24 protein-coding genes are annotated in these 25,796 nt (G+C 32.1%); 9 read left to right on the plus strand and 15 right to left on the minus strand.

Annotation, left to right across the window (positions count from 1 at the left end; all coding sequences use genetic code 11):
- Window positions 1–131 precede the first annotated feature (131 nt).
- The gene (locus BBG48_RS05335) at window positions 132–1,520 is read right to left on the minus strand and encodes a DUF4829 domain-containing protein (RefSeq protein ID WP_068913402.1); all 1,389 of its coding nucleotides are present in this window, start codon (window positions 1,518–1,520) and stop codon (window positions 132–134) included.
- 150 nt (window positions 1,521–1,670) lie between these two features.
- Between BBG48_RS05335 and BBG48_RS05340 the strand changes: the two genes are divergently transcribed.
- Genes BBG48_RS05340 through BBG48_RS05350 form a run of 3 tightly spaced genes read left to right on the plus strand, consistent with a single transcriptional unit; the run spans window position 1,671 to window position 2,607 of the window.
- Entirely contained in the window at window positions 1,671–1,973 is a 303-nt protein-coding gene (locus tag BBG48_RS05340; RefSeq protein ID WP_068913401.1) for a hypothetical protein, read from the plus strand.
- A 44-nt stretch (window positions 1,974–2,017) separates the two neighbouring features.
- Entirely contained in the window at window positions 2,018–2,197 is a 180-nt protein-coding gene (locus tag BBG48_RS05345) for a hypothetical protein (RefSeq protein ID WP_068913399.1), read from the plus strand.
- 26 nt (window positions 2,198–2,223) lie between these two features.
- Window positions 2,224–2,607 carry a winged helix-turn-helix transcriptional regulator gene (locus BBG48_RS05350; protein ID WP_068913397.1) on the plus strand — a complete coding sequence of 128 codons (384 nt, stop codon included), beginning with the start codon at window positions 2,224–2,226 and terminating at the stop codon, window positions 2,605–2,607.
- Window positions 2,608–2,709: 102 nt separating this feature from the next.
- Here the strand turns inward: BBG48_RS05350 and ylqF are convergent, their stop codons facing one another.
- From ylqF to BBG48_RS11115, 4 genes are all read right to left on the minus strand, one after another.
- Window positions 2,710–3,561, minus strand: coding sequence for a ribosome biogenesis GTPase YlqF (gene ylqF, locus BBG48_RS05355; protein WP_068913396.1), 852 nt, complete (start codon window positions 3,559–3,561; stop codon window positions 2,710–2,712).
- 29 nt (window positions 3,562–3,590) lie between these two features.
- The gene (locus BBG48_RS05360) at window positions 3,591–4,235 is read right to left on the minus strand and encodes a potassium channel family protein (RefSeq protein ID WP_068913394.1); all 645 of its coding nucleotides are present in this window, start codon (window positions 4,233–4,235) and stop codon (window positions 3,591–3,593) included.
- A 15-nt stretch (window positions 4,236–4,250) separates the two neighbouring features.
- Window positions 4,251–5,579: a TrkH family potassium uptake protein gene (locus BBG48_RS05365; RefSeq protein WP_068913392.1), complete on the minus strand. Its 1,329-nt coding sequence runs from the start codon at window positions 5,577–5,579 to the stop codon at window positions 4,251–4,253.
- 171 nt (window positions 5,580–5,750) lie between these two features.
- Window positions 5,751–6,071 carry a VIT1/CCC1 transporter family protein gene (locus tag BBG48_RS11115; protein ID WP_068913390.1) on the minus strand — a complete coding sequence of 107 codons (321 nt, stop codon included), beginning with the start codon at window positions 6,069–6,071 and terminating at the stop codon, window positions 5,751–5,753.
- 351 nt (window positions 6,072–6,422) lie between these two features.
- Between BBG48_RS11115 and BBG48_RS05375 the strand changes: the two genes are divergently transcribed.
- Entirely contained in the window at window positions 6,423–7,142 is a 720-nt protein-coding gene (locus tag BBG48_RS05375) for a DUF554 domain-containing protein (protein ID WP_068913389.1), read from the plus strand.
- 89 nt (window positions 7,143–7,231) lie between these two features.
- Here the strand turns inward: BBG48_RS05375 and BBG48_RS05380 are convergent, their stop codons facing one another.
- On the minus strand, window positions 7,232–7,645 hold the full coding sequence (locus BBG48_RS05380; RefSeq protein WP_068913387.1) for a hypothetical protein: 414 nt from the start codon (window positions 7,643–7,645) through the stop codon (window positions 7,232–7,234).
- An 867-nt stretch (window positions 7,646–8,512) separates the two neighbouring features.
- Here BBG48_RS05380 and BBG48_RS05385 point away from each other — a divergent pair.
- From BBG48_RS05385 to BBG48_RS05395, 3 genes are all read left to right on the plus strand, one after another.
- On the plus strand, window positions 8,513–9,088 hold the full coding sequence (locus tag BBG48_RS05385) for a thymidine kinase (RefSeq protein ID WP_068913385.1): 576 nt from the start codon (window positions 8,513–8,515) through the stop codon (window positions 9,086–9,088).
- Window positions 9,089–9,174: 86 nt separating this feature from the next.
- Entirely contained in the window at window positions 9,175–11,712 is a 2,538-nt protein-coding gene (locus BBG48_RS05390; protein ID WP_068913382.1) for a ribonucleoside-diphosphate reductase subunit alpha, read from the plus strand.
- Between the two features lie 23 nt (window positions 11,713–11,735).
- Window positions 11,736–12,779 carry a ribonucleotide-diphosphate reductase subunit beta gene (locus tag BBG48_RS05395; protein WP_068913375.1) on the plus strand — a complete coding sequence of 348 codons (1,044 nt, stop codon included), beginning with the start codon at window positions 11,736–11,738 and terminating at the stop codon, window positions 12,777–12,779.
- A 352-nt stretch (window positions 12,780–13,131) separates the two neighbouring features.
- Here the strand turns inward: BBG48_RS05395 and BBG48_RS05405 are convergent, their stop codons facing one another.
- The 5 genes from BBG48_RS05405 to BBG48_RS05425 all read right to left on the minus strand — a co-directional run bounded on the left by BBG48_RS05405 (window position 13,132) and on the right by BBG48_RS05425 (window position 18,391).
- The gene (locus BBG48_RS05405) at window positions 13,132–13,650 is read right to left on the minus strand and encodes a hypothetical protein (protein ID WP_068913371.1); all 519 of its coding nucleotides are present in this window, start codon (window positions 13,648–13,650) and stop codon (window positions 13,132–13,134) included.
- Window positions 13,651–13,840: 190 nt separating this feature from the next.
- Window positions 13,841–15,064, minus strand: coding sequence for an aspartate kinase (locus BBG48_RS05410; RefSeq protein WP_068913369.1), 1,224 nt, complete (start codon window positions 15,062–15,064; stop codon window positions 13,841–13,843).
- 48 nt (window positions 15,065–15,112) lie between these two features.
- A complete protein-coding gene (gene thrB, locus BBG48_RS05415; RefSeq protein ID WP_068913366.1) occupies window positions 15,113–16,012 on the minus strand; it encodes a homoserine kinase in 900 nt (299 codons plus the stop codon).
- 12 nt (window positions 16,013–16,024) lie between these two features.
- Window positions 16,025–17,077, minus strand: coding sequence for a threonine synthase (gene thrC, locus BBG48_RS05420; protein WP_068913364.1), 1,053 nt, complete (start codon window positions 17,075–17,077; stop codon window positions 16,025–16,027).
- Window positions 17,078–17,104: 27 nt separating this feature from the next.
- On the minus strand, window positions 17,105–18,391 hold the full coding sequence (locus tag BBG48_RS05425) for a homoserine dehydrogenase (RefSeq protein ID WP_068913363.1): 1,287 nt from the start codon (window positions 18,389–18,391) through the stop codon (window positions 17,105–17,107).
- Window positions 18,392–18,669: 278 nt separating this feature from the next.
- On the opposite strand from BBG48_RS05425, the gene BBG48_RS05430 reads away from it, so the two are divergent.
- The gene (locus BBG48_RS05430) at window positions 18,670–19,395 is read left to right on the plus strand and encodes an NAD-dependent protein deacylase (RefSeq protein WP_068913361.1); all 726 of its coding nucleotides are present in this window, start codon (window positions 18,670–18,672) and stop codon (window positions 19,393–19,395) included.
- Window positions 19,396–19,649: 254 nt separating this feature from the next.
- Here the strand turns inward: BBG48_RS05430 and BBG48_RS05435 are convergent, their stop codons facing one another.
- Entirely contained in the window at window positions 19,650–20,600 is a 951-nt protein-coding gene (locus BBG48_RS05435; RefSeq protein ID WP_068913357.1) for a P1 family peptidase, read from the minus strand.
- Window positions 20,601–20,891: 291 nt separating this feature from the next.
- Here BBG48_RS05435 and BBG48_RS05440 point away from each other — a divergent pair, with 291 nt between their 5' ends.
- On the plus strand, window positions 20,892–22,220 hold the full coding sequence (locus BBG48_RS05440) for an ATP-binding protein (protein ID WP_068913355.1): 1,329 nt from the start codon (window positions 20,892–20,894) through the stop codon (window positions 22,218–22,220).
- Between the two features lie 99 nt (window positions 22,221–22,319).
- Here the strand turns inward: BBG48_RS05440 and BBG48_RS05445 are convergent, their stop codons facing one another.
- The 3 genes from BBG48_RS05445 to tilS form a co-directional block, all read right to left on the minus strand.
- On the minus strand, window positions 22,320–23,402 hold the full coding sequence (locus BBG48_RS05445; protein ID WP_068913353.1) for a glycosyltransferase: 1,083 nt from the start codon (window positions 23,400–23,402) through the stop codon (window positions 22,320–22,322).
- A 28-nt stretch (window positions 23,403–23,430) separates the two neighbouring features.
- A complete protein-coding gene (ftsH, locus tag BBG48_RS05450) occupies window positions 23,431–25,281 on the minus strand; it encodes an ATP-dependent zinc metalloprotease FtsH (protein WP_068913351.1) in 1,851 nt (616 codons plus the stop codon).
- A gap of 5 nt (window positions 25,282–25,286) precedes the next feature.
- The coding region (gene tilS, locus BBG48_RS05455; protein ID WP_206749611.1) for a tRNA lysidine(34) synthetase TilS at window positions 25,287–25,796 on the minus strand (510 nt) is incomplete at its 5' end.

Here is a 25,796-nt window from a genome sequence, read left to right on the forward strand (position 1 = left end):
ATTATTCGCTATATCGTGATTATACGATATAGCGATATTTTTGTTAATCAACTTAATATTTTTTAAATAAAAATAAGCATAGAGAATTGTTTTATAAACAATTCTCTATGCTTAAAACTGTATAGGTTCTTTTAGTGGCCAAAACTTTCTATCTTCCATCCAGTTTGTGGAGATTCATAAATCATTTTGCAATCCCAATCTTGCTTGCCACTATTAATAGTTACTTCTTCGTTATATTGCAAATCCATATCAACTTTGAATATTTTTGTATTTTCGTCTGGCTCTTGAATTAATTTAATATTTAATACTTTTGCTGATTTCAAATTGTCGAATACATCTATACAATCATATGCATCTGTTAAAGGTAATGCAATATCTTCATTGTACAACTTATCATTCGTTAGGTTTGATGATAGATTTTCTAGTATTTCTTTCTTTGACAAACAATATTTTGCCATATCTGCATTTTTTTGGTCTAGTGAATTAAAATACTTTTGGATAATCTGCTCTAGACTAAGTTTTGACAATATCTTTTCAGTGTCATTAGCTTTTATATTTTTTGCAAGCCATTCATCTACTGTTAACCCAGTAACTTTTTCAAAGCTGTTGCCTTTTAAACTACATGAATTAAATGTGCTATGTCTACCTGCACTTATAAAAGCTCCAATTATTTTATCTGATTTCTTCACCACTACTGCCCTGCAATTTTTAGCTGGAAAAAATTCTTCTGGCATAGGCTCTATAATCCTATAAATTGATACATCTGCTTCGCCAAGATTATTATTCATATCTAGGCCAATGTCTTTAGAAAGCTCATTACAGTATGAAAAATAGTATAAAGATGGATAAATCTCTTTCAAGGTGCTTAAATCCTGTAAGTTCGCTTTAACATTTCCTATTTTATAATCTAATGTCCAGCCATACTCTTTAAAAAGTAAGCTTGCCTGCTCATCTTCTACTATTGAAAAATTTTCTTTAGACACGTCAAAATAATCATCTAATAATACCATTTTAAAGTTTTTTTCTTTATTTTTATCCTCTTGTTTAATGGTTATATACCAAGTCTTATACCCATCTACATTCTCAGGTTGTAAACTTGTATCACTTGATTTATAGTATCGGGTATTGATATTATATAATAAATTTTGTGTCAAATCATTATTATCAATTTTACCATTATAAAAATTAATATTAATAGTCGAAATCTTTGAGTTATTTTCCCAATATTTTTGTGCAATTTCATTCATATGCTCTACATTTATGACTGGCTTTAAATGATTAACTACCTGTAACAAATCATTATCGTTAAAACTTTTGTCAACTTCAAAATATATAGACAATTCGGGACGTGTAAAATATACATTAAAATTTTTTATTTTTTCTTTTAAAACACTTGAAGAAATTTCCTTTTTAAAATCTTCAAATTGCTTGGTTTTAACAGTTTTAGTTGTACTACAACCCACAAGTGATAATATAATAATTAACATAAACGAAATTATTTTTAATTGTTTGAGCATCATTGGTCACCTCTAAGTTTCAAGTTCTGATTGACAAGTTTATAAATATAATATATCATAATATCGAAACATATTCAATACGAATATATTTTTTTATTGAATACTCATCAGATTAATTAAACAATTAAAAAACCTTACATGATTGGAGTTTTCATGCTAAAAAAATTTATATATTATTTTCCAGCGATATCATTTTTTATTTTGATGATATGGTTGTCATATATTTTTGGTATAAGCTCTATGGAAAACACTGCGTTTATAGTTGAATTCTTATTTATTTTGGCAGGCTTTTTATTGTCAAAAAAGCTTATAGTTGGTAGTTTTATAGGAATAATTCCAGCAATTGGTTTTATTTTAGCCGGTCAAAATTCTAAAACAGGACTGGAAACTCCTATTGGCATTTTTGTTCTTATTTATTTTTTGCTATGTATTTATCTAGTACATAAAAGCAACTAGTTATTTTTAGTCTATTTATATTAAAATAAAAGGAGTTTTTGACTTTGCCTATAAGCGAGGATGCAGTTTTTAAGATTTTAGACACTGCAAACGGCAGAGATTGGGCTTTAGTTGATTGCTCTTTAGAAATTTTTGCAACAGAACTTAATTCACGAACAAACCTCTACAATGTAATTATTAAAAACGGTGAGGTCGTGGAAGTGTCAGAGAAATACTTGCCATAAAAGCTTTCAAATAGCTAGATTTTTATATGATACTATTGAAACAGCGACTAAAAGCTTTTGAAACAGCAAGTAATTATATCCGCTTTACTATTCCATTTGATAAAGATGTTGGGTTAAATAAAACGCAAAAAATAGTGATTGAGCTTTTGATAGAAAACCCAAGCTATACTTCAGAAAACTTAGCAGAAAAAATTGGTGTAACAAACAGAACCATAAAGAGAGCTTTTAAAATATTTCAAGAGAAAAAAATATTAGAGCGAATTGGTTCTAAAAAAAGCTGGAGTTGGATAATAATTATACTAAATTACTTTGAAAATTGTAGCATACATATTAAAAAGAAATTTATGCTACTACCTCATGCAAAAATTTTTATAATTAAAACTAATACTACATTTTCTTATGTAAGTTAGTATTAGATAATTCAAAGTAAAGATTATGAAAAAAAAGATGGTTGCAGATTATATGAAATTTGCAGCCATCTTTTTTTATTTTCAAATTTATGTTTGTACTAATTAATCTAAAAGCACTCTGCCATATTTTCCTGCTCTAAATTCACTTAATATATCATTTGACAATCTAAAATAATCTATTTCTGAGCCTTTTTTAAAGAAACCTCTCTTTTTAGCAATTGTCTGAGATATTTCCTCAAAATCTTCTATTTCATCAGGTATTTCATATAATTCATACAACGCTTTTCTATTTTGTGACGCTTTAATATATTTTATTAATTCATAATATAAGTCTTCTATTTCTAAGACCTCGTCTTTTATACTACCTAAAAAGCTTAGATTTAATGCTACTTTTTTATCCTCTATCTTTGGATATAGTATCCCCGGTGTATCAAGTAGCTCTATATCCCCTTTGATTTTTAACCATTGTCTTGTTTTTGTAATACCGGGTTTATTTCCTACCTTTGCTTTTTTGCTGCCTAAAATAGTATTTATTAAAGTGGATTTACCAACATTTGGTATTCCTACTATCATTATTCTAAGTGGCTTTTTTATTATGCCCTTTGCCTTGTTTTTTTGGTAAAATTCTTCTTTTTTTTGCTCTAATAAATCCATCAGTGCTTTTATGCCCTGCTTGCTGGTTGCATCTACAATGCAAGCTGGAATGTTTTTATCTTCATAATATTTTTTAAATGGCTCAAGACGTCTTTCATCACTCAAGTCCTTTTTTGTAAAGCATATTATTCTATCTTTTTGCCCTACCATATTATCTATATCCGGATTTTTAGAGCTTATAGGTGCTCTTGCATCAAGTAGCTCAACTACTAGATTGACCAGCTTTAAGCTCCCGATAATCTCTTCCTTGGTCTTTTTCATGTGACCGGGATACCAGTTTATTACTTTATTTTCTTCCATTAAATCACCTTTAAATAATTTTTATTATTTTACATTTCCCCTATTTTGTCTATATCTATAGTCTTGCCGATTAGGATTAATTTCCAATCTTCTTCTAATACTAGCTCAGGTCTTGGCATCGTATCGACCAAGCCATCTTTTCTAATTGCGATTATAGATACTCTATAATTTTTTCTCACGTCTAAATCTATAATACTTTTACCCACCCATTTTTTTGGTACACTTAAATCCGCTACGGTGTAATCAGGGCCTAAATTCAGTTTTTCTATAAAGTTTTTTGAAACTAGGCTCTGAGCTACTTTTTGCCCCATTTCTCTTTCCGGAGTAACTACAATATCTGCACCTATTTTATATAATATTTTTTCCTGAATTTCATTTCCTGATTTGCATACTACATATGGTACGCCCAACTCTTTAACTACAATTGTAGCAATGACTGATGCCTCAATATCTGAACCGATACTTATTACAGCTACATCACATTCACCAACACCTATTTTTCTAAATACATTTTCATCTATTTCTGCTGTAACGGCAGTTGTTACCTCATCTCTTATCTGCTGGATAACCTCTTTGTCACTGTCTACCGCAAGTACGTCATATCCCAATTTATACAATGTCTTTGCAACAGCTCTGCCAAACCTACCACAACCAATTACTGCAAAATTTTTCATGTTACCTCCAATATATTAACCTATTTCAACATCTTCCTTTGGATATTCATAGCCGGTCTTATTATCCGGTTTAATAAATGAATAAAGCACTGTAAGAGAACCCACTCTACCAAAATACATTATAATAATAAGCACTACTCTTGCTATTAAATTAAGCTTTGGAGTAATACCAAGCGTCAAGCCTACAGTTGCATACGCAGACGTTACTTCATACAATACCTGCATAAAACTAAACTCAGGATTTGTAAAAGAAATTATCATCGTACCGGTAATGATTAGGAAAAATGCCAAGCATAGTATAATCAACGCCTTATTAACTATATCATAGGATATAGTCCTTTTAAATGCCTCAACTCTAGGCTTATTTTTTATCAACGATAATGCAGAAACTATAATCACAAAAATTGTAGTCGTCTTTAACCCTCCCGCTGTAGAACCCGGACTACCACCTATAAACATCAATATAATCATCAAAAATGACGTAGACTCTCTTAAACTTGCGAGTTCCAGCGTGTTAAATCCGGCTGTCCTTGGACTAACCACTTGAAACAATGATGCTAAAATAGAGTCCTTTAAAGTCATAGTAGCTAAGGAATTACCCTTTTCCAATAAGAAAAATAAAATTGTAGGAAAAATTATCAAAATAGACGTAACTATAAGTACAACTTTAGATTGTAAGGATATTTTTTTTCTTAACTTGAAATGAATTCCATCAACTAATACTACAAATCCCAAACCTCCAAAAATTATTAGTAGCATTATAGTGACATTTACAATTACGCTGGATTGATATGCAGTAAGTGACGAAAAGTTACCCATAATGTCAAAGCCTGCATTACAAAAAGCAGATATTGAATGGAATAGTCCGTAAAGTATACCTTTTTTAAATCCAAATTGTGGTACAAAAACTATGCTTAAAAGAGCCGCTCCTATTAGTTCTGTAGTTACTACTAAAAGTAGTATTTTTTTTAACAGTTTTACTACACCATTTACTACACTAATGCCCAAGCTATCTTTTACAAGCATTCTTTGTGAAAAAGATATTTTTTTACCCGCAAAAATTACCGGCATCGTGGCAAGGCTCATAAATCCTACGCCACCAATTTGAATTAGTGCTATAATAATAAACTTACCGAAAACAGACCAATATGTACCTGTATCCAGCACCACAAGTCCTGTTACACATAATGCTGAGGTAGCAGTAAATACACAATCAAAATAATTGGTTGGCTCACCACTAGCACTTGAAACAGGCAGTGATAATAAAAAAGCTCCAATTAATATTAAAAGAAAAAATCCCCCGGCAATTATTTGTGAACCGCTAAACTTCCTAAATATATTCAAATTTCCATCTCCATGGTAATATTTTAAACATTTGATAACAATTAATCATGATATACTATTTTCAAAGATTTTTCTATATTTATTTAAAATAATTTACTATTTAAAGGATATTTTACAAATTTTTAATGCTTTAAAGGATTGAATTATTTTTATATTACTTTAAAAATTTATCTATAGGTTTACTCCAAATAAATATCCTATTGCATAGGTTATAGTCATAGCAAGTATTCCGCCTACTAAGTTTCTTATTACTGCCCTTTTTGTATTTGCCCTGCCTAGTTTAGCTGATGTAGCTCCAACCATGCCCAGCACCAAGCCTGCTGTAGATACTACTCCATCGTTAGCACCTAATACAGCCGCTCTTAACTGATTTAGTCTTTGGTTTGCATTTTCGTTCATGGAGTCATACCACGCATGGTCTTTTGGCATTTTATTTAGTTTCGCCTGCTTTTGTTTCAGCTCTTTGCTCTTAGTTTCATTTATTTCAGACATTTATCCTCCATAATTTATAAAGTGTCGATTTATTAAAATTTTATATCTTCCATTATAACAGTTTTTTTGATATGTTATAACTTTTTTTAGATAATTATAGTCAATTTTAAAGCTTTTTATAATGAAAATCAAACAATATCCACCAGTAACGTATTAAATTTCCTTGATATTTGGAAAAAATATTTATACTAATTTTATATTTTCATTGACACAAAATATTAATAAGACTAAAATGTCTTTTGTAGTATTTAGACTAGGTTGTGGCATATAAAAATATAAATGCTTATGTTGTGCAATAAATACTGATTGGGAATAATATTTTAATAATTTAAGCTATAAATTGGAGACAAAGTGGTAGGAATAGGTACGATTGTAAATGTGATAGCTGTTTTTTGCGGTGGAGTTATAGGTCAATTTATTAAGGGTGGATTAAAAAAATCCTACGAACAAATCCTTATGGATGCTCTTGCATTGGCTACATTATTTGTAGGGCTTGCAGGGTCGCTATCGGGACTATTAGCTATAAAAGATGGTAAAATTGTTACTCAAAATACGATGGTTATGATAGTTTCATTAGTATTAGGTAGCTTAATAGGGCAGATGATAGACATTGACTCTTATTTTTATAAATTCGGTGAGTTTTTAAAATCTAAATTTTCTAAATCAAATGATGATAGCAATTTTGTAGAGTCATTTGTTTCAATTAGTTTAATAATATGTGTTGGTGCAATGGCAATAGTCGGCTCTTTGCAAGATGCCATACTGAGAGACCCGTCCACTTTATTTGCTAAATCAATTTTAGACTTTGCTATAACTATGATATACAGCTCTACACTTGGTAAGGGTGCAATATTTGGATGCATTTCAGTAGGCATTTACCAAGGATTTATTACATTGGTTGGTTTTTTTGCAGGAAATTTTTTGACAGAGTTAATGATTGAATACTTGTCGTTTGTCGGCTCTATATTGATATTTACAATTGGTGTTAATATGCTATTTCATACAAAGGTCAAGGTTGCAAATATGTTGCCATCAATTGTGATAGCAGTGCTTTATACATTTTTTATGTAAGGTTTTTTGCAAATATTTAAAAAGAAGGAGTGATATTTTCTATCACTTCTTCTTTTTTGTATAAAATCTATTAACTTTTATAATTTCGCTTATTTTTTAACTATAGAGATTATTTCGCCATTGAAAGAGTCAGTTTCGCTCATTTCGCCAGTGTAAGTGATTTGTACATTATCTCCAGCAGCTAGTGAGTCATAGCCTTCTATAGCTTTTGGGTCACTTATACTTACTGGATATTCTTTTCCATCAGCGTCTTTAATTACAAGCATCATATCTTTCTTTTCAGTTATAGTTGCCTCAATTGTTTTTTGTTCAGCGTTAGCGTCAGTTTTTTCTCCTTCTTTTGCATCAGTAGCTGCTGCATCCTTTGTTTGTGCGTTTTCAGCAGATTGTTCTGTAGCTGCCTTGTCGTCTTTTGCTGGAGCTTCTGTCTTTGAGCCACCGCAGGCTGCTAAGCCTAAAGATAAACCTAATACTAATGTTAATGCCATTACTTTCCTTTTCATAACTTCCTCCTAAAAATCCTCTAATATAAAATTTTGTTTGAATATAAATCTAACAAGCTCATTTATCAAACATTGCCTATTATAATTTTAAATTAATAAAAAAAGCTTAACAATTTATTATATGTTTAATCGTTTTTTGACATCTATTTTTGCTTTGTATATAAAACCGTTGAATTTTAAGCTTTATATTGCTTTAAACCGCATAAAAAAATTTCAATAAAAAATAAATTATTTTTCATTGAAATTTTTAAATCAAATTATTAAAACCTTAATTTTTCCATTCTGTCAAAGGCTTTTTCAAGCATATCCATATTTTTTGTAAGTGTCATTCTAATGTTATCCTTACCTGTTTCTCCAAACAAATGAATTTTTCACCAAATGCGTAATAAGTATAAATTTCATCAGCAAACACTAATAAATCATGTCAGGATATTTTTTTAATGCCTCAGTATCTAGGCTTAATGCCTCTGCTAATTGCTGGTATTTATCGGCAACAAATTCTTTAGTGTTGTTCATATTTTCTCCTTTCTTTTAGCTCTAATATCACACATCTTACTCTTAGCTTTAGTAAATAGCCGTAAAATATTTTCAAATTATATTATACTTTGTCAGATTTTACAACTTTTAAAATTTATCAATATATTAATCAAAATAATATTTTACACTCTTTTAGTGTAGTATAGTTTAAAATTTCATGGTATAATTAAAAATCATTATATAGTGCATAAAATTTATTTTTTATGATTAAAAACACAATATATAGAGAATAATGATATAGTATTTTGCATAATAAATTATAGCTTTTTTTCCAAATTTATGGTGTAATATCATGGTACAATAATAAAAATTTAAAGAGGAAAAATTACAATGGCAAAGCTTTATTTTCGCTACGCTACTATGAACGGTGGCAAAACCCTAGACCTTATAAGAAGTGCATATAATTATCAAGAAATGGGCATGGACGTAATCGTCCTTAAACCTGAAATCGGCACTAGAACCGAAGAAATAAATGAATTATTCTCCAGAGCAGGCGTGAGATTTTCTTGCACACCATTTTCAAAAGAGGCAGATTTAAATCAAATCATACTCAATGGGAAAAATTATAGAGCAGTATTTGTAGACGAGGCACAATTTTTGACAAAGGAGCAGGTAGACCAGCTCTCAAGGATTGCAGAACTAAATGACATACCTGTACTATGCTACGGGCTGAGAAATAATTTCAAGACAGAATTATTTGAAGGCTCAAAAAGATTGATAGAGCTGGCTGACACAATCGGTGAAATCAAATCAATTTGTAAGTGTGGCAGAAAAGCAACTCAAAACGCAAGATTAATTGATGGAAAAATGGCAACTGACGGTGCAGAAATACTTATTGGAGATAAAGATATATACGAGCCTGTTTGTGCTAAATGCTACTATGAAATGTTAGATAATCAAAACTAGGAGAAAAAATAAAAAATAGCTCTAACTCTGCAATTAACGCAGTGTTAGAAAACATACAAAACGAAAAATAATATAGGAGAGTTGGCTTGAAAATTATCAAACGAAATGCAAATCAAGTTGATTTTGACGTAAACAAAATTAAAATAGCAATAAATAAAGCCTTTATCAGCGTAGGAATGGAAGAAGACAAAGACAAAATCCAAAAAATGGCAAATAAAGTTAAACAAAAATGTGAAATAAGCTTTCCAAAAGACCATACCATAAGTGTGGAAGAAGTACAGGATTTGGTTGAAATAACCCTAATAGAGTTTGGATATTACGAAGTAGTAAAATCCTATATTTTATATAGAGCCTCTCACCACACACTTAGGAAAACCATAGAAGACTTTATGGAATATTTTGAACAAAATGAGAATGAAGATTTATTCAAGCTCATGAAAAATATACAAAAAGACTTTAAGCAGGACGCATACAACCTATCCTTCCTGCTTGCAAAATTCACATCTTTTGTAAAAGAAAATATGAACAATGATGAAAAAATATCTACCTTGATAAAGGCTGCAAGTGAGCTGACCTCCAAAGAGGCTCCAAAGTGGGAATTTATAGCAGCAAGATTTTTGTCATTAAAAATTAATACAATCATTACAAACGAAACCAACAAATTAGAAATATTTAATTTTTACGATAAAATAAAATACCTCACACAAAATAAGCTCTATGGCAAATATATTTTAGAAAACTATAACAAAGAAGAAATCGAAGAGCTTGAAAAATATATCGACAGCTCAAGAGACAATTTGTTTAATTATAGTGGACTGGATTTACTATCAAAAAGATATCTGATAAAAAATAAAGACGGCAAGCTAATAGAAACAGCCCAAGAAATGTTTATGGGCATAGCAATGCACCTTGCTATACCGGAAAAAGATAAAAAAGTCATTTGGGCAAAAAAAATCTATGACATATTAAGCACGCTAAAAGTCACAATGGCTACCCCTACTATGGCAAACGCAAGAAAACCTCACCATCAGCTATCGTCATGTTTTATAGATACAGTACCTGATAGCCTAGACGGTATATACAGGTCAATCACAAACTTTGCACAAGTATCAAAGCATGGCGGAGGCATGGGACTATATTTTGGCAAGGTTAGAGCCATGGGTTCAGACATTAGAGGCTATAAAGGTGTCGCCGGAGGAGTTGCTAGATGGATAAAGCTTGCCAATGATACCGCAGTTGCCGTAGACCAATTAGGAGTAAGGCAAGGTGCTTGTGCAGTGTATCTTGATATTTGGCACAAGGACATATTAGAATTTTTGCAATTAAAAACAAATAACGGCGATGACAGAATGAAAGCCCACGACATCTTCACGGGAATATGCGTACCAAATTATTTTTGGGAAATGGCAAAAGATAAAATAAATGACAACTGGTATATGATGGACCCACATGAAATCAGCCTAGTTATGGGATATAACCTAGAGGACTATTTTGGTGATGAATGGCTAAAAAAATACAAAGAATGTATAAATGAACCAAAAATAGACAAAAGAGTTGTCAGCATAAAAGATTTAGTAAGACTTATAATAAAGTCCGCAGTTGAAACAGGCACGCCATTTATATTCAACAGAGATATAGTCAACAAATACAACACAAACCCACATCAAGGCAATATATATTGCTCAAACCTTTGTACTGAAATAGCACAAAACATGAATGCTATGGAAAAAGTTGACAGTGAAATAAAAATGATTGATGGCGAAGAAGTAGTCGTAGAGACTATAAAATCAGGTGATTTCGTAGTATGTAACTTAGCATCCTTAGTCCTTGGAAATATCGAAGTCAATGATTTAGCTGAATTAGAAGACGTAATCTCAACAGTAGTCAGAGCCTTGGACAATGTGATAGACCTAAACTACTACCCTATTCCATACGCAAAAATTACAAACAGCAAGTATAGAGCAATCGGACTTGGCACTAGCGGATACCATCATACACTGGTCAAAAACGATATAGCCTTCCAAAGCAAAGCACATTTAGACTTTGCTGACAAATTATACGAAAATATAAACTATTTCGCCATAAAAGCCAGCAACCAAATCGCCAAAGAAAAAGGACACTACTGCTTCTTTGAAGGCTCAGACTGGGAAAGTGGAGAGTATTTTGAAAAAAGAAATTACACCTCTGACAGATGGCAAAAATTAAAATCAGATGTGAAAAAATATGGCATACGAAACGGATATCTTATGGCAATAGCTCCTACCGGCTCAACATCAATAATCGCTGGCACTACCGCAGCAGTTGACCCGGTAATGAAAAGATATTTCCTAGAAGAGAAAAAAGGCGAAATAGTCCCAAGAGTTGCCCCAGCTCTCACACCAAAAACATTTTGGCTATATGAAAACGCCCACGACATCGACCAAAATTGGGTAATCAAAGCCGCAGGCATAAGACAAAGACATATCGACCAATCACAATCAGTAAACCTATACATCACGACCCAGTACACCATGAGCAGAATACTAAAGCTTTACATCAAAGCCTACGAAGAAGAAGTAAAAACACTTTATTATGTAAGAAGTAAAGCCCTAGAGGTTGAAGATTGTGATAGCTGTAGTGCTTAAAAATTTAAAAGGAGAATTTCTAAATGCAAGAATTAAAAAGAAAAGCCCTATTTAATGAAAATGGAGACATAGAGCTGAGCAAAAGAAGAATGATAAACGGCAATACCACAAACCTGAACGACTTTAACAATATGAAATATACATGGGTTAGTGATTGGTACAGACAAGCAATGAATAACTTTTGGATACCTGAAGAAATAAACCTTTCACAAGACGTAAAAGATTACAGAAATTTATCAGAAGAAGAAAAATCCGCTTATGACAAGATACTATCCTTTTTAGTTTTCTTAGACTCCCTGCAAAGTGCTAATCTTCCAAATATATCAGAATACATCACAGCAAACGAAGTCAACCTATGCCTAGCCATACAGAGCTATCAAGAGTCCATACATTCCCAAAGCTACGGATATATACTAGATAGCATCTGCTCACCTGAAGAAAGAACCAAAATATTGTATCAGTGGAAAGACGACAAATATCTACTGTCAAGAAATAAATTCATCGGCGACCAGTACAATGATTTTTATAACAACAGAACCGTATACAATCTAGTAAAAACAGCAGTAGCAAATTATATCCTAGAAGGAATATATTTTTACTCAGGCTTTATGTTTTTCTATTCCCTTGGCAGAATTGGCAAAATGCCCGGTACAGTACAAGAAATAAGATACATCAACAGAGACGAAAACACACATCTATGGCTGTTTAGAAATATCATACTGGAGCTAAAAAAAGAAGAACCCGAAATTTTTACCGATGAAAATAAAAGCTATTTCAGAGAAATGCTAAAAACAGGTGTCGAAGAAGAAATAAAATGGGCAAGATATGCCATAGGCAACAACATCAAAGGACTTTCAATGAATATGATAGAAGATTACCTAAAATATCTAGGCAACCTTAGATGCAGAGGACTTGGGTTTGAAAGCATATATCCCAGCTTTGAAAAAGAACCTGACTCCATGTCTTGGGTACTAGAATACGCAGACCCAAATGCAATAAAAACAGACTTCTTTGAGGCAAAAGTATCCGCTTACTCAAAATCAGCAATAATAGAAGACGACCTGTAAAAGCTATTAATTAAAATAATAAACCCCAAAGCGTAGAGCCTAATCAATCTACGTCTTTGGGTCTTTTTTAACTCAAATTTTTCTATTTAAAATACAAAATTTATTTCATTACAGTTAAATCCTAAAAATTAGCCTCAATTATAGCCTGTACCTGCCCCAATGGAATATTAAATATAATTCCATATATAGACATAGACACTAAAATTAATGCTACTATTACCCCAATCAAATAAGCTATCGGATTATTAAACCTAACTTTTTTAATTACTAGATTAACAAAGCTGTATACTAAAAAAGACAAAGAAATTAAAGCAATAATATAATTTGGTATCATACTCACTTTACATTACCTTTATTTAGAAAATTTATTCCAAAAGTCAACAAAACTGCTATGCTCTTCCCTTTGGTCAACATAAGCAAAGGTTTGTTCATCATACCAATCTAAATTTAAAATATCGTCTATTGTTTCAGGTACAAAGAAATTAAAAAACTCTTTCTTAAATGAATTGCCATATTGTAGATAATAAGAGCCTACCATCTTGGTAAAGTTTGTCTTTTTTACATCTTCAGGTCTATATGTTAATGCCTCACCCACTTGACTGAAATCAGGACTGACCTCTAAAAATACGATACTCAAATCTTTATCTGTGTAGCCTAGTATAAAACTTCTGTATTTATAAGTTACTGTACGCAATACAGCAAAGTTAGCTCCACCTATATCTTCTGAATAAGCATATACTATTTTATATTCTGAGCTGTCTTGTACTTTGCTGTCAAATATTTTTCTCATTTCTAGCTTATTTGCATCGCTCTTATTTTTGTCCAGCTCAGCAGTTTTTTTATTACCACCTAAAAAATCAAAAAATCCCATAAAATTTCTCCTTCATATACGATAAAAAATTAAAATATTTTAGCCTTACTCCTTATGCTATAAAAAACTATACATTATTACTATTATTATTGCAAGCGTTATTTTTGTCTATAAGTAGTCCGGTTTATTCATTCTACTTGTGGAGTTTTTATTTTAAATTTTTGTATCTGCTGGTACAGCTTTTATTAAGTTAGTTGTCAAATTCAACTAGATTAAACTGTTTTGCTAATATATCAACTGCTCTTTGACAATCTTCCTGATGTATCGCTATTGATATACTTATCTCAGAGGAGGAAATCATTTCAATATTTATATTATTTTCTCCCATTACTGAAAATAATTCAGACGCAACTCCTGGATTTGTAATCATACCTGCTCCTACTACTGTCACTATTGCTAAATTATCAAGTGCAGATATTTTTTTACCGTCAAGCTCTATAAGGGTTGCCTCAAGAACTTTTCCAGCCTTATCTCTATCACTCTCACTGGTAATAAATGATATTGTATTTGTACCATTTTCCCCTGAGGATTGTGATATTAAGCTTACATTTACTTTATTTTTTGCCAATGCACCAAATATTTTACTTGCTATCCCCGGAACATCAGGTATACCATAAATTGATAATTTTACCATATTTAAATTGTGAGCTATAGCTGTCACAACTATTTCTTTTTCCATATTTGTTTTCTCCTTTACTATAGTTCCCATATTGTAGTTAAAGCTGGAGCGTACCTCCAAATCTATGTTATAAATCTTTGCAAGCTCTACACATCTTGGGTGTAGTACCTTTGCTCCTTGAGATGCTAAGGTAAGCATTTCATCATAAGTAATTTCGTTTATTTTCTTGACATTTTTTACAAATCTTGGGTCTTCTGTATATACTCCGTCTACATCTGTATATATTTCACATTTTTTACCTTGAAGTGCTGCACAAAGTGCTACGGCAGTAGTGTCAGAGCCTCCTCTACCCAAGGTAGTTATGTCATTTTTATTGTTTATACCTTGAAATCCTGCCACAATTACTATTTTATCATCATCAAACTCAGCTTTCATTCTTTCAGAATTTATAGATACAATCCTTGCTTTATTGTAAAAGTCATCTGTATGGATGCCCGCCTGTGAGCCTGTAAGTGAAACTACATCATATCCTCTAGCCTTTATTGCCATGGCAAGCAAGGCGATAGAGATTTGCTCTCCGGTAGAAAGTAGCATATCCATTTCTCTTTCAGGGGGATTTGGATTTATCTCCTTTGCTTGCTTAATTAAGTTGTCCGTACTTTTACCCATGGCAGATACGACTACTGCTACTTTGTTTCCTTGTTCCTTTGTCTTTATTATCCTATCCGCAACTGCTCTTATTCTTTGTGAGTCGGCTACTGAGCTACCTCCATATTTTTGCACAATTATATCCATTTTCCCTCCTGATTATTTAATCTAAGTATATTTAAGATTTAAAAAATTTTAATTAGCTTTTATTGCTCCGTCAAGCTGTGGTTTTAAAATTTTAACCATATTATTTTTATCTTGCTCTAAAAAATATGTTTTTAGTTCATTAAATATTTTTTGTTCCTCAGCTTTTTTACATAAACTCATAAGTGTTGAGCCTGAGCCACTTATAAAAGATGCGATACTGCCATTTTCCATAGTTATTTTCATAAAAGCATCATATTCTTTGATAAGTTTTTTTCTATATGGCTGATGTAGCTTATCATGGCAAGCCTTTGTAAGAAGGTCATAATCTCCTGTTTGTAAAGCTAACACCACTAATGCTGTTCTTGAAATATTATAAATTGTATCTGCTCTTTCAAGGTTTTTTGGCAATATTTTTCTAGCATCTTCTGTTTTGAGCTCATAATTTGGTATTAAGCAAACAGCAGATAAATCGTCTTTTGGCAAAACTTTTTTGTATAAAACTTGTGTTTTTTCAACTGCTCCCACTACAATACCGCCCATTACCGCAGGTGCTATGTTATCAGGGTGATTTTCTATTTCTCCGGATATATTTAATATCTGAGCTTTATCAAAATTTGTTTTTGCTATTTCATTGGCACACATAAGTGCTCCAACTATTATAGATGAGCTGCTGCCAAGACCTCTTGCTATTGGTATTTGATTATATATTTCAATTTTTAGACCTTTTAAAGGATAGTTTACTTTATCAAAAAAATATTTTGCTGCTTTGTAGCAAAGATTGGTTTCGTCTTTTGGCAGTGTATCACTACCAATGCCTTGCATTTTGATTTCTAAGCCTGAGCCCGTTTCTTCCATACCAAGCTTATTGTATAGCTCAAGTGCCATGCCCATACTGTCAAAGCCTGGTCCCATGTTTGCTGTGGTAGCTGGTACTTTGTAGTATATCATTTGTTTATTCCTTTATTTGGATTTTATTAATTTTAATACAGCCTCTTGTGTTGCATCGATTTTTTCTATAGGTCCTATCTGTGCAAGTGAAGTTGTTGGGTCTTTTAAGCCATTACCTGTTAAAATGCACACAACTGTTTGCCCTCCTTTGAAAAATCCTTTTTTATGAAGTTTAAGCACTCCGGCTAGGCTGGCACAAGATGCCGGCTCTGCAAAAATGCCTTCCTTGCTTGCTAAATAATTATATGCTGATATAATTTCATCGTCTGTAACTGCATTTACTTGACCTTTTGACTCTTCAAGAGCTTTCAATGCTTTATCCTTGCTTGCAGGATTTCCTATTCTGATAGCTGTGGCTATAGTTTCCGGATTTTCAATTACTTTTCCATATACAAGAGGTGCTGCTCCATCTGCTTGAAATCCTAATAATACAGGAAGATGGTCAATTTTCCCCTCATTTTTGTATTCATTAAAGCCCATCCAATATGCACAAATGTTGCCTGCATTTCCTATAGGTATGCTTAGAAAATCAGGAGCTTTGCCTAAATCATCACACACTTCAAATGCTCCGGTTTTTTGTCCTTGTAATCTGTATGGATTTACTGAATTTACTAAGGTAATTGGGTGAGTTTTTGTAATATTTCTAACTATTTCAAGTGCCTTGTCAAAGTTTCCGTTAATAGAAATTACCTTCGCTCCATACATAAACGCTTGAGCCAGCTTGCCCATAGCAATATTGCCATCAGGTATAAGCACATAGCAATCAAGATTATATCTTGCTGCAAAGGCTGCCGCAGATGCCGATGTGTTACCTGTAGATGCACACATTATGGCTTTTGAGCCATCTTCAATAGCTTTTGCTACTGCCATCACCATACCTCTGTCTTTAAATGAACCTGTAGGGTTTAGTCCATCATATTTAAAATATAAATTTAAATTAAGCTCATTGCTTATATTTTCAGATTTTATCAATGGAGTGTTGCCCTCATTAAGAGTTATCATTGGAGTTTTGTCTGTTACAGGTAAATATTTTTGATACTTTTTTAGTAAGCCTTCGTATTTCATTTTTTTATACCTCTTTTTATTTAAATTTTAAAGTTCATCGTGTATTCTTATATATTTTTTTGCTTGTATACCATCAATTTTTGACAATTTATCAAAAATTATTTTAAGCTCTTTTTCTGCCATTTCATTGATTACGATTGCGTAATTATCAATTGCAGCAAAAGCTTTAACTTTTACTATAGCTTTTACTTTTTTTTCAAAATCTGTAAATTCTTGTTTTAAAATATCGCTTAGACTTAATCCATTTTTCACATCTATGCTCATATAATATGATGAAATATATTCGTCTGATTTTAAAATATTTTTGTAATCACTGCTACATTTAATTGATTTTGGAGTTTCATTTTGAATTAATTTAAAGCTTATATTTACTAGATTAGATATTACTGCACTGGCTGTAGGCTTTGCTCCCGCTCCTGCTCCTATATAATAGGATTTTCCAAGCAGGTCACTTTGTACGCAAATGATGTTAAATCCGCCATCTATATCTGCAAAAGGTGAATGTTCCTTTACAAATGCAGGATATACAGCTAATTTGGTATTTTTGCCATCATTTTTTGATGTTGCTAACAGCTTTATTGAATAATTCAACATTTTTGCTGCTGCAATATCATTTGTATCAATTTGAGTAATGCCCTGAGTATATACATCTGAGCTGGTAAAATCTTTTTTATAATAAATAGAAGAAAGTATCGCAAGCTTTCTTGCTGAATCCAGTCCTTCTACGTCACTTTTCGGATTAGCCTCAGCAAAGCCAAGGTCTTTTGCCTCTTGCAGGGCGTCATCATAGCTTTTAACATCAGATTTATACATTGTAGACAAAATATAGTTTGTTGTGCCGTTTAAAATAGCGTCTATCCCCGTTATGTTTTCTCCTGCAAAATGATAATTAGCCACATCAATTGCCGGCACACCACCTGCTACACTTGCCTCATATCTAAAAAAGCAATTATTTTCCAAAGCAGTTTTTTCTAATTCTTTTCTATATAATGAAATTAAATCCTTATTTGCAGAAATAATGTGTTTCTTATGCTCAAAGGATTTTAAAATATATTCCTTGGCAGTATCTATACCTCCCATTACTTCTATAATTATTTCTATTGAATTATCATTTATTATTTCCTCAAAATTATCTGTTAGAAGTGAGCCATCTACTCCTTCTCTTATTTTTTTTAAATTACTTACAAGTATTTTTTTTATGTTAAAGCTTATGCCGTAACACTTTTCGTAATAATGATTACTTGAAACTATCGCGTCATAAACTCCCTTGCCTACAGTGCCAATGCCCAGTAATGCTACATTTATTTTTGTCATGTCGCCTCCAAGGAACTAATATAAACTGATTTGAAAATATTATTTAAATTTCAATAATATCTTGCTAGATATAATTAAAAATACCATTTTTTTATACATTTTTGTTCTCGAATAAGAAACAAAATAATGGTATGATTATATCATTAGTATCCCCAAATTACAAGAAAAATTTCAAAATTATTTTATTCAATGCTTTTAAACTTTTACTTAAAAGCTAAAATGTATTATAATGAATATATATTTACTGATTGAATTTATTTAATAAGTAGGAGTTAATCATGTATGAAAAACTAAAAAAAATAATTGATGACTCAGATAACATAGTATTTTTTGGAGGAGCTGGCGTATCTACTGAAAGTAACATTCCTGATTTTCGCTCAGCAGACGGCATATACAACCAAAACACCGGTACAAAATATCCACCCGAAACAATTATTAGTCATAGCTTTTTTGAAAAAAATCCTGAATTTTTTTACGAATTTTATAAGGACAAAATGGTTTACCAAGACGCAAAGCCAAACAAAGCTCATAAAGCTCTTGCCAAACTGGAGCAATTTGGTAAATTAAAAGCAATAATCACTCAAAACATTGACGGACTACATCAAGCTGCCGGCTCAAAAAATGTTTTAGAGCTACATGGCTCTATTTTGAGAAATTATTGCACAAAATGTCATACTTTTTATGATTTGGATTATGTAATGAACAAAAAAGGCATACCATACTGCGACAAATGCGGCGGCATGGTAAAGCCTGACGTGGTACTATACGAAGAGTCTCTTGATGGAGAAACAATTGAAAAGGCAATCAGATACATTTCTCAGGCAGATGTGCTGATAATCGGAGGAACTTCCTTGGTGGTATATCCAGCCGCAAGCTTTGTCAATTACTATAAAGGAAATAAGTTAGTTTTACTTAATAAATCCGAAACCGTTAGAGACTCCTACGCCGACTTAGTAATCCACGACCCAATCGGCGAAGTGCTTGGCTCTATAATACCTACTTAGGAGAAAAATGAATAATTTAAAAAATTTAAAATTTATCATTGGACTTTTATATATTGCATTGCTGTACTTATTCTTAATATGACACCTCTGGCTTGGATAGTATCCTTTTACCATTTAAATTGAATTTTGTTTTTTTATCTATACCAGTAGGCTTTATTGGTGCAGTGGCTGCTTTTTTAAAGAAAAATGTATTGTTTATTTTTTTAAACCTAATTGGTGCAGACGAATTATATTTTGCAATTTTACTATTATATTTATTGTTTGGATATTAAGTCACTGTAAGAAATAAAATTTTCCACACTTTTTGCAGATTTTACAGCATTAACTATTGCTTGTTGCATTGCAAGTGCTCCAAGTTGCCCTACAATATCTACACTGCCCTCTACTTTTGCAGTAGACAAGGCAAATATAGTATCTCCATCTAAAGTAGTATGAACCGGACTGATAGCTCTAGCATAGCCATCATGTGCCATTTGTGCTACTTTTTGCATTTGTGGCTTAGTTAGGCTTGCATTAGTCATTATAGCTCCGATTGTAGTATTTTCACCGCTCCACTTTTTTTCTTGCTTTAAATTTATAAGAATTTTGTTTGTATCGGCAAAAGTTCTTTTGTCCTCGCCTAGACAGCCGGCAATAATTTTTGAATTTTCATAAACATCACCTAGAGCATTTACCGCTACGATTGCAGCTACTTCTATGCCATTTTGAGTAAAAAGCTTTGCATAACCAAGACCGCTTTTCATAGTGTAAGGGTTGCCCTTTATTTTTCCAATGGTTGCCCCAGTGCCTGCACCAAAGTTTCCTACTTCAAATGAATTTCCAGCATTTTCACAAGCAATAAAGCCCATCTTTTCATCAGGAAAGGCAAATTTTTCTCCTACAGGTAAATCATATAGTACGCATTGGCAAACTATAGGCACTTTTACAAATCCGGTGTCAAAGCCTACACCATTTTCATATAAATATTTCATAACTCCGCTTGATGCTGCAAGCCCAAAAGCAGACCCACCTGAAAGCACCACCGCATGAACCTTGTCTACAGTGTTTACCGGATTTAATAAATCCGTTTCTCTAGTTCCGGGTGAGCCACCTCTTACGTCCACACCGGCAACCATACCATCTTTACATATAATTACAGTTGCACCTGTCAGATTTTTTTCGTCCTGAGCGTTTCCTATTAAAAATCCATCAATTGTGTTTGGCATTTTTACTCCTAAAATTTATATTAAATTGTAAATTCGTGTCTTGTATTTATAAAAATTATACGCAATTCTCAAAAATAATTCAACTTTTTATTTTAACTGCAATTTTTAACTAAAATTTATATTTGAAAAATAATTGTAAATACTTGTTTTTACACATAGATTTTATTTTTAACTGCGGGTTTGTGGTTTTTTCGCATTGTTTTATGTGCGGATTTGTGGTAAACTTTAATAAATTTAAGTGCGGATTTGTTGTTTTTTATTAATATATTATGTACGTATTTGGTGAGATATATGTTAAAACGTAAAATTTACGATGAATTAAAAGCATGGAAAATTAATTCTAAAGGTAAGACAGCCCTGCTGATAGAAGGTGCTAGACGTATAGGTAAATCTACAATAGTTGAAGAATTTGCAAAAAATGAGTATGAAAGCTATCTAATTATAGACTTTGCCTTTGCTAGAAAAGAAGTTAAGGATTTGTTTTTAGATTTAAACGATTTAAATTATTTTTTCATGAAATTGCAGCTATTATATGGAGTAGTTTTGCAAGACAGAAACTCCTTAATAATATTTGATGAGGTGCAATTTAATCCAAAAGCAAGGCAGGCAATAAAATTACTGGTCAAAGACGGTAGATATGATTATATAGAAACCGGCTCTTTAATTTCTATAAATAAAAATGTTAAAGAAATACTAATTCCTAGCGAAGAAAGAAAATTGCAAATGTACCCCATGGATTTTGAAGAATTCCTATGGTCTATGGGTGATACAGCAACCATTTCACTGCTAAAAGATGCTTTAATCTCAAAAAAATCCTTAGGTCAAGTTGTTAATAGGGAAATACTTAAAAAATTCCGATTATATATGCTAATTGGTGGAATGCCTCAAGCTATTTTGGAATACCTAAATTCAAATAATTTAGAATTGGTTGACCAAGTAAAAAGGGATATTATAAATCTTTATGAGCAAGATTTTTATAAGATAGACTCAAAAGGCAAAATTTCTGCAATCTATGACGCAATACCAAGTGAACTGAATAAACATTCAAAAAGCTACCAAGTTTCAAGCGTATTACCTAACGATAGAAGGCAGACAATAGAAGACGAATTAGCAGAATTAATATCCTCAAGAACTGTATTGCCCTCATATAATTTGCATGACCCAAATGTAGGATTGTCAAGCCTATACAATCAAAACAACTTTAGGCTTTACAATACAGATACCGGTTTATTAGTGACGCTAATGTTTAAGGACAAAAAATTTACAGAAAATGATATTTATAAAAAATTGTTAAGCGATAAACTCCCAGCAAACCTTGGAATATTATATGAAAATATAATTGCACAAACTTTGGCAACCAATGGGTATAGTTTGTATTATCATACTTATTATGATAATAGCAAAAAAAGAACTTATGAAATTGATTTTATTATTTCAAAAGGTAGCAAAATATTACCAATCGAAGTAAAATCTTCTAATTATAGAAGTCATACGTCTTTGGATAGCTTTTGTGAAAAGTACAGTAATAGAATATCAAACAAAATAGTAATTCATACAAAAGATTTAGACTTTAAAAATAACACCTTATACTTACCTGTTTTCATGACACAATTACTCTAAAATCAAAAAAGTGTAAATTTATTCTAAGCTGCTATTTTCACCCATTGTGGTGAGAACAGCTACATTAAAATAAATTTACACTTTTTAATTAAATTTTTCTTAATTTTTTATGTTTTGCAACCTCTTCATAGCAGGTATATAATTGGATGCCTTTTTGTAAAATTTAATGGCAGAGTCTAGGTCTCCTGCAACTTCATAAATCACACCCATGTTATAATAAGACAAGTAGGAATTAACCCCTCTTACATTGCTGGTTTTGAACGTTGTCGCTTTTTTAAATTCTTCAACTGCTTGCACAAACATAGCGTTATTCATATAGACATGACCCATCAGGTAAACAAAGTCGGCAGAATTGGAAAAAGCATCATATACCTTTTCCAGTAGCAGAGCATCTTCATGCCTTTGCAGATTTAGCAAGCAATAGCCAAAAGAAATTACCATATCATTTACATATTCAAGCTTTGTATCTACATCGTAATACATGGCTTTGTTAAAATAGTCTACTGCCTTTTCGTAGTCCTTGATATAATAATAAGATTTGCCTAAATGATACAATATATATGGAGCATACTCTTTTTCTTGCTCCTTAGTCATATATTTTTTTAGTTCACTTTCTAAAATTTTGATGTTTCTTTTTGCTTTTAAAAGCTTGTCCTCCTCTGTAGTATTGTAACCTACATGGTCTGCAACCGCATTCATAACCTTGGTTTCATATTTAAATCTGCTGTTCGCTTTTTTTACCAGCTGTTCATGTATTGCTCCAGCATACTCATACAGATTTTTATTAAAAAATCTGTTCGTATATGAAGTGCTGGTATTTATATCACCATTGTCCATTATGATGTGTTCTATTCTTTTTAATCTGCCGACTTTATCAGGATTTTTAGCAAAAAAGTCCTCTATGCTTTTTTTGTCAAATTCTATGATGTATTCATCAGCGTCAATTACAAAAATATAATCATTTGTAGCCATAGAAATTGCATAATTTTTTGCCTTGGCAAAATTATTTACCCATTCAAAAAAGTACACCTTGTCAGTGTACTTTTTTGAAAGCTCTACAGTTTTATCCGTAGAGCCTGTATCAACAACTATGATTTCATAACCCAACTTTGACAATGGTCTCAAGCAATTTTCTATATGCTTTTCTTCATTTTTAACTATCATACAGATAGAAAATTCCATAATTCATCCTTTTATAAATAAAAATGTATTAAGCTTCTGTTATAGTAGTAACATTTTCGTCCTCTAAGCTTAACTGACCATTAAATGCCTTTTCAAAATCTTCTTTATTTAAAGTTTCATAATGTATCAACGCTTTTGCAACATTATGGAGTTTATCAATGTTTTGTGTCAGCAGTCTCTTTGTGGTATCATAAGCATTTGTGACAATTTTTTCAACTTCTGTATCTATCTGAGAGGCAACCTCCTCAGAATAATTTCTCCTAGTTGTAAAGTCTTTACCCAAAAATACTTCATCGCTGTCACTATCAAATGTCATAGATGGTAGGTTTGGACTAAAGGCATACTTTGTAACCATATTTCTTGCTATTTGAGAAACTCTTTGAAGGTCATTTGACGCTCCTGTAGAGATATCGCCCATGATTAATTCTTCTGCTACTCTGCCACCAAGTAAATCTACCAGCTTTTTCTCCAGCTTAGACTTAGTTACAAAATACTCATCCTCATCAGGAAGCGTCATAGTAAATCCGCCTGCCATACCTCTTGGTATGATTGTGACGTGATGTACCGGGTCAAAATCAGGTAAAAGTCTTGCCACTACAGCATGACCTGCCTCATGATATGCTGTTAATTTTTTCTCTTTATCAGTAATTATGCGAGATTTTTTAGGAATACCAGCTATTACTTTTGTGATAGCCTCATCAATTACTGTCATGGTAATTTCTTTGCCGTTTTCTCTAGCAGTTAAAATGGCTGCCTCATTGAGCATATTTTCCAAGTCTGCCGGAGTAAAGCCCGGAGTCCTTTTAGCTACAGTCTCAATATTTACATCTGCTGCTAAGTGTTTATTTTTGGAATGAACTTTTAAGATTTCTGTTCTCCCTTTTTTGTCCGGTATTGCGACCATTACTTGTCTGTCAAATCTGCCCGGTCTAAGTAACGCCGGGTCAAGTACGTCAGCTCTATTTGTAGCTGCCATTACTATTATTCCTTGATTAGTGGTAAATCCATCCATTTCAACAAGTAATTGGTTAAGGGTCTGCTCTCTTTCATCATGTCCTCCACCAAAACCTGCTCCACGTCTACGTCCTACTGCATCTATTTCGTCTATAAATAATATACACGGTGAATTTTTCTTAGCCTGTTCGAATAAATCTCTTACCCTTGATGCACCAACCCCTACAAACATTTCCACAAAATCAGAACCGCTCATAGAGAAAAATGGTACTCCCGACTCACCTGCTACTGCCTTTGATAAATAAGTTTTACCAGTACCGGGCTGTCCTACTAGTAAAATGCCCTTTGGTATTCTTGCTCCCAAGTCCAAATATTTTTTTGGATTTTTTAAAAAGTCTACGACTTCTTTTAATTCTTCTTTTTCTTCGTCTAAGCCGGCTACGTTATCAAAGCGGATTTTGTTGTCAGATACGTTTAACTTTGCCCTTGCCTTTCCAAAATTGTTGACTTTAGTTCCCACTCCGCCTCTAGGCTGTTGCATAGTGAAAAATAAAAATCCTAAAAGCATCACAATTAAGACTATACTTGGCAAAAATGTCCAAAACCAAGAGTCTTGTGGCTCAATTTCACCATCAAGTATCAAATCATTTTTTGAAATATTTTTTAGTAATTGTTCAGAAAAGGCTTCACTATTTACAGCGTAAGGTAAAAATGACCTAAATTCCTGACCATTTTTTAACGTTCCCTTGATTTTTCTATCCATAAAATTAATGGATTTTACATCACCCTTTTCCAAGGAAGTATATACCTGAGAAAATGGCACGTCTACCACTTGAACCGGCTCAGTATTGAACATTCTTAGTCCATACATCACAATCAATAAAATCGCTAGAAAAAATAGTGACTGTCTAGCATAATTTTTCAATAATATCACTCCATGTCTTTTTTGAATTGTATCCTTATTACTTTTTTGGTATTCTCATCAATCTTGTAGTTTTCATCAATCCTGTAATCATATAACCACATAATACCGTTCTCATCGCAAAGCACCGGATACTTGTACTTGTCTTGAGGCAATACCTTTTTTTCTATCAATATATCTTTAACCTTTTTTGTGCCTTTAAGCCCAATAGGTTTATATTTATCTCCAGCCTCTCTATTGCGAAGTATTATGTCGCCCTTTATCTTGTCATAATCAAATACTTTTGCAAACTGAGAAGTAGGAAGATTTAGGCTATCTTTTTTATCCATGATGGAGGTTCTGACACCCATTTTTATTTCGTCTATAAATGTATACCCCTCAGGCTCTATTTTATAACGATATGTTATTTGCTCATTATTAATTTCTCTAGTTGTAAAAATTAATCTTTCAGAAAAAGTATATACCTTTAAATTTTGAGGTAAATTCAACATTTTTCCTGACTTTTTTTCAATTAAATC

This window comes from Criibacterium bergeronii, assembly GCF_001693775.2.
Taxonomy (GTDB): domain Bacteria; phylum Bacillota; class Clostridia; order Peptostreptococcales; family Filifactoraceae; genus Peptoanaerobacter; species Peptoanaerobacter bergeronii.

Excerpts from the sequence above, each read along its gene's own strand:
- BBG48_RS05335 (WP_068913402.1), bottom strand. The coding sequence starts at position 1,520 with ATGATGCTCAAACAATTAAAAATAATTTCGTTTATGTTAATTATTATA.
- BBG48_RS05340 (WP_068913401.1), top strand. The coding sequence starts at position 1,671 with ATGCTAAAAAAATTTATATATTATTTTCCAGCGATATCATTTTTTATT.
- BBG48_RS05350 (WP_068913397.1), top strand. The coding sequence starts at position 2,224 with ATGATACTATTGAAACAGCGACTAAAAGCTTTTGAAACAGCAAGTAAT.
- ylqF (WP_068913396.1), bottom strand. The coding sequence starts at position 3,561 with ATGGAAGAAAATAAAGTAATAAACTGGTATCCCGGTCACATGAAAAAG.
- BBG48_RS05360 (WP_068913394.1), bottom strand. The coding sequence starts at position 4,235 with ATGAAAAATTTTGCAGTAATTGGTTGTGGTAGGTTTGGCAGAGCTGTT.
- BBG48_RS11115 (WP_068913390.1), bottom strand. The coding sequence starts at position 6,071 with ATGTCTGAAATAAATGAAACTAAGAGCAAAGAGCTGAAACAAAAGCAG.
- BBG48_RS05380 (WP_068913387.1), bottom strand. The coding sequence starts at position 7,645 with ATGAAAAGGAAAGTAATGGCATTAACATTAGTATTAGGTTTATCTTTA.
- BBG48_RS05385 (WP_068913385.1), top strand. The coding sequence starts at position 8,513 with ATGGCAAAGCTTTATTTTCGCTACGCTACTATGAACGGTGGCAAAACC.
- BBG48_RS05395 (WP_068913375.1), top strand. The coding sequence starts at position 11,736 with ATGCAAGAATTAAAAAGAAAAGCCCTATTTAATGAAAATGGAGACATA.
- BBG48_RS05405 (WP_068913371.1), bottom strand. The coding sequence starts at position 13,650 with ATGGGATTTTTTGATTTTTTAGGTGGTAATAAAAAAACTGCTGAGCTG.
- BBG48_RS05410 (WP_068913369.1), bottom strand. The coding sequence starts at position 15,064 with ATGGATATAATTGTGCAAAAATATGGAGGTAGCTCAGTAGCCGACTCA.
- thrB (WP_068913366.1), bottom strand. The coding sequence starts at position 16,012 with ATGATATACTACAAAGTACCAGCTACCACAGCAAACATGGGACCAGGC.
- thrC (WP_068913364.1), bottom strand. The coding sequence starts at position 17,077 with ATGAAATACGAAGGCTTACTAAAAAAGTATCAAAAATATTTACCTGTA.
- BBG48_RS05425 (WP_068913363.1), bottom strand. The coding sequence starts at position 18,391 with ATGACAAAAATAAATGTAGCATTACTGGGCATTGGCACTGTAGGCAAG.
- BBG48_RS05430 (WP_068913361.1), top strand. The coding sequence starts at position 18,670 with ATGTATGAAAAACTAAAAAAAATAATTGATGACTCAGATAACATAGTA.
- BBG48_RS05435 (WP_068913357.1), bottom strand. The coding sequence starts at position 20,600 with ATGCCAAACACAATTGATGGATTTTTAATAGGAAACGCTCAGGACGAA.
- BBG48_RS05440 (WP_068913355.1), top strand. The coding sequence starts at position 20,892 with ATGTTAAAACGTAAAATTTACGATGAATTAAAAGCATGGAAAATTAAT.
- BBG48_RS05445 (WP_068913353.1), bottom strand. The coding sequence starts at position 23,402 with ATGGAATTTTCTATCTGTATGATAGTTAAAAATGAAGAAAAGCATATA.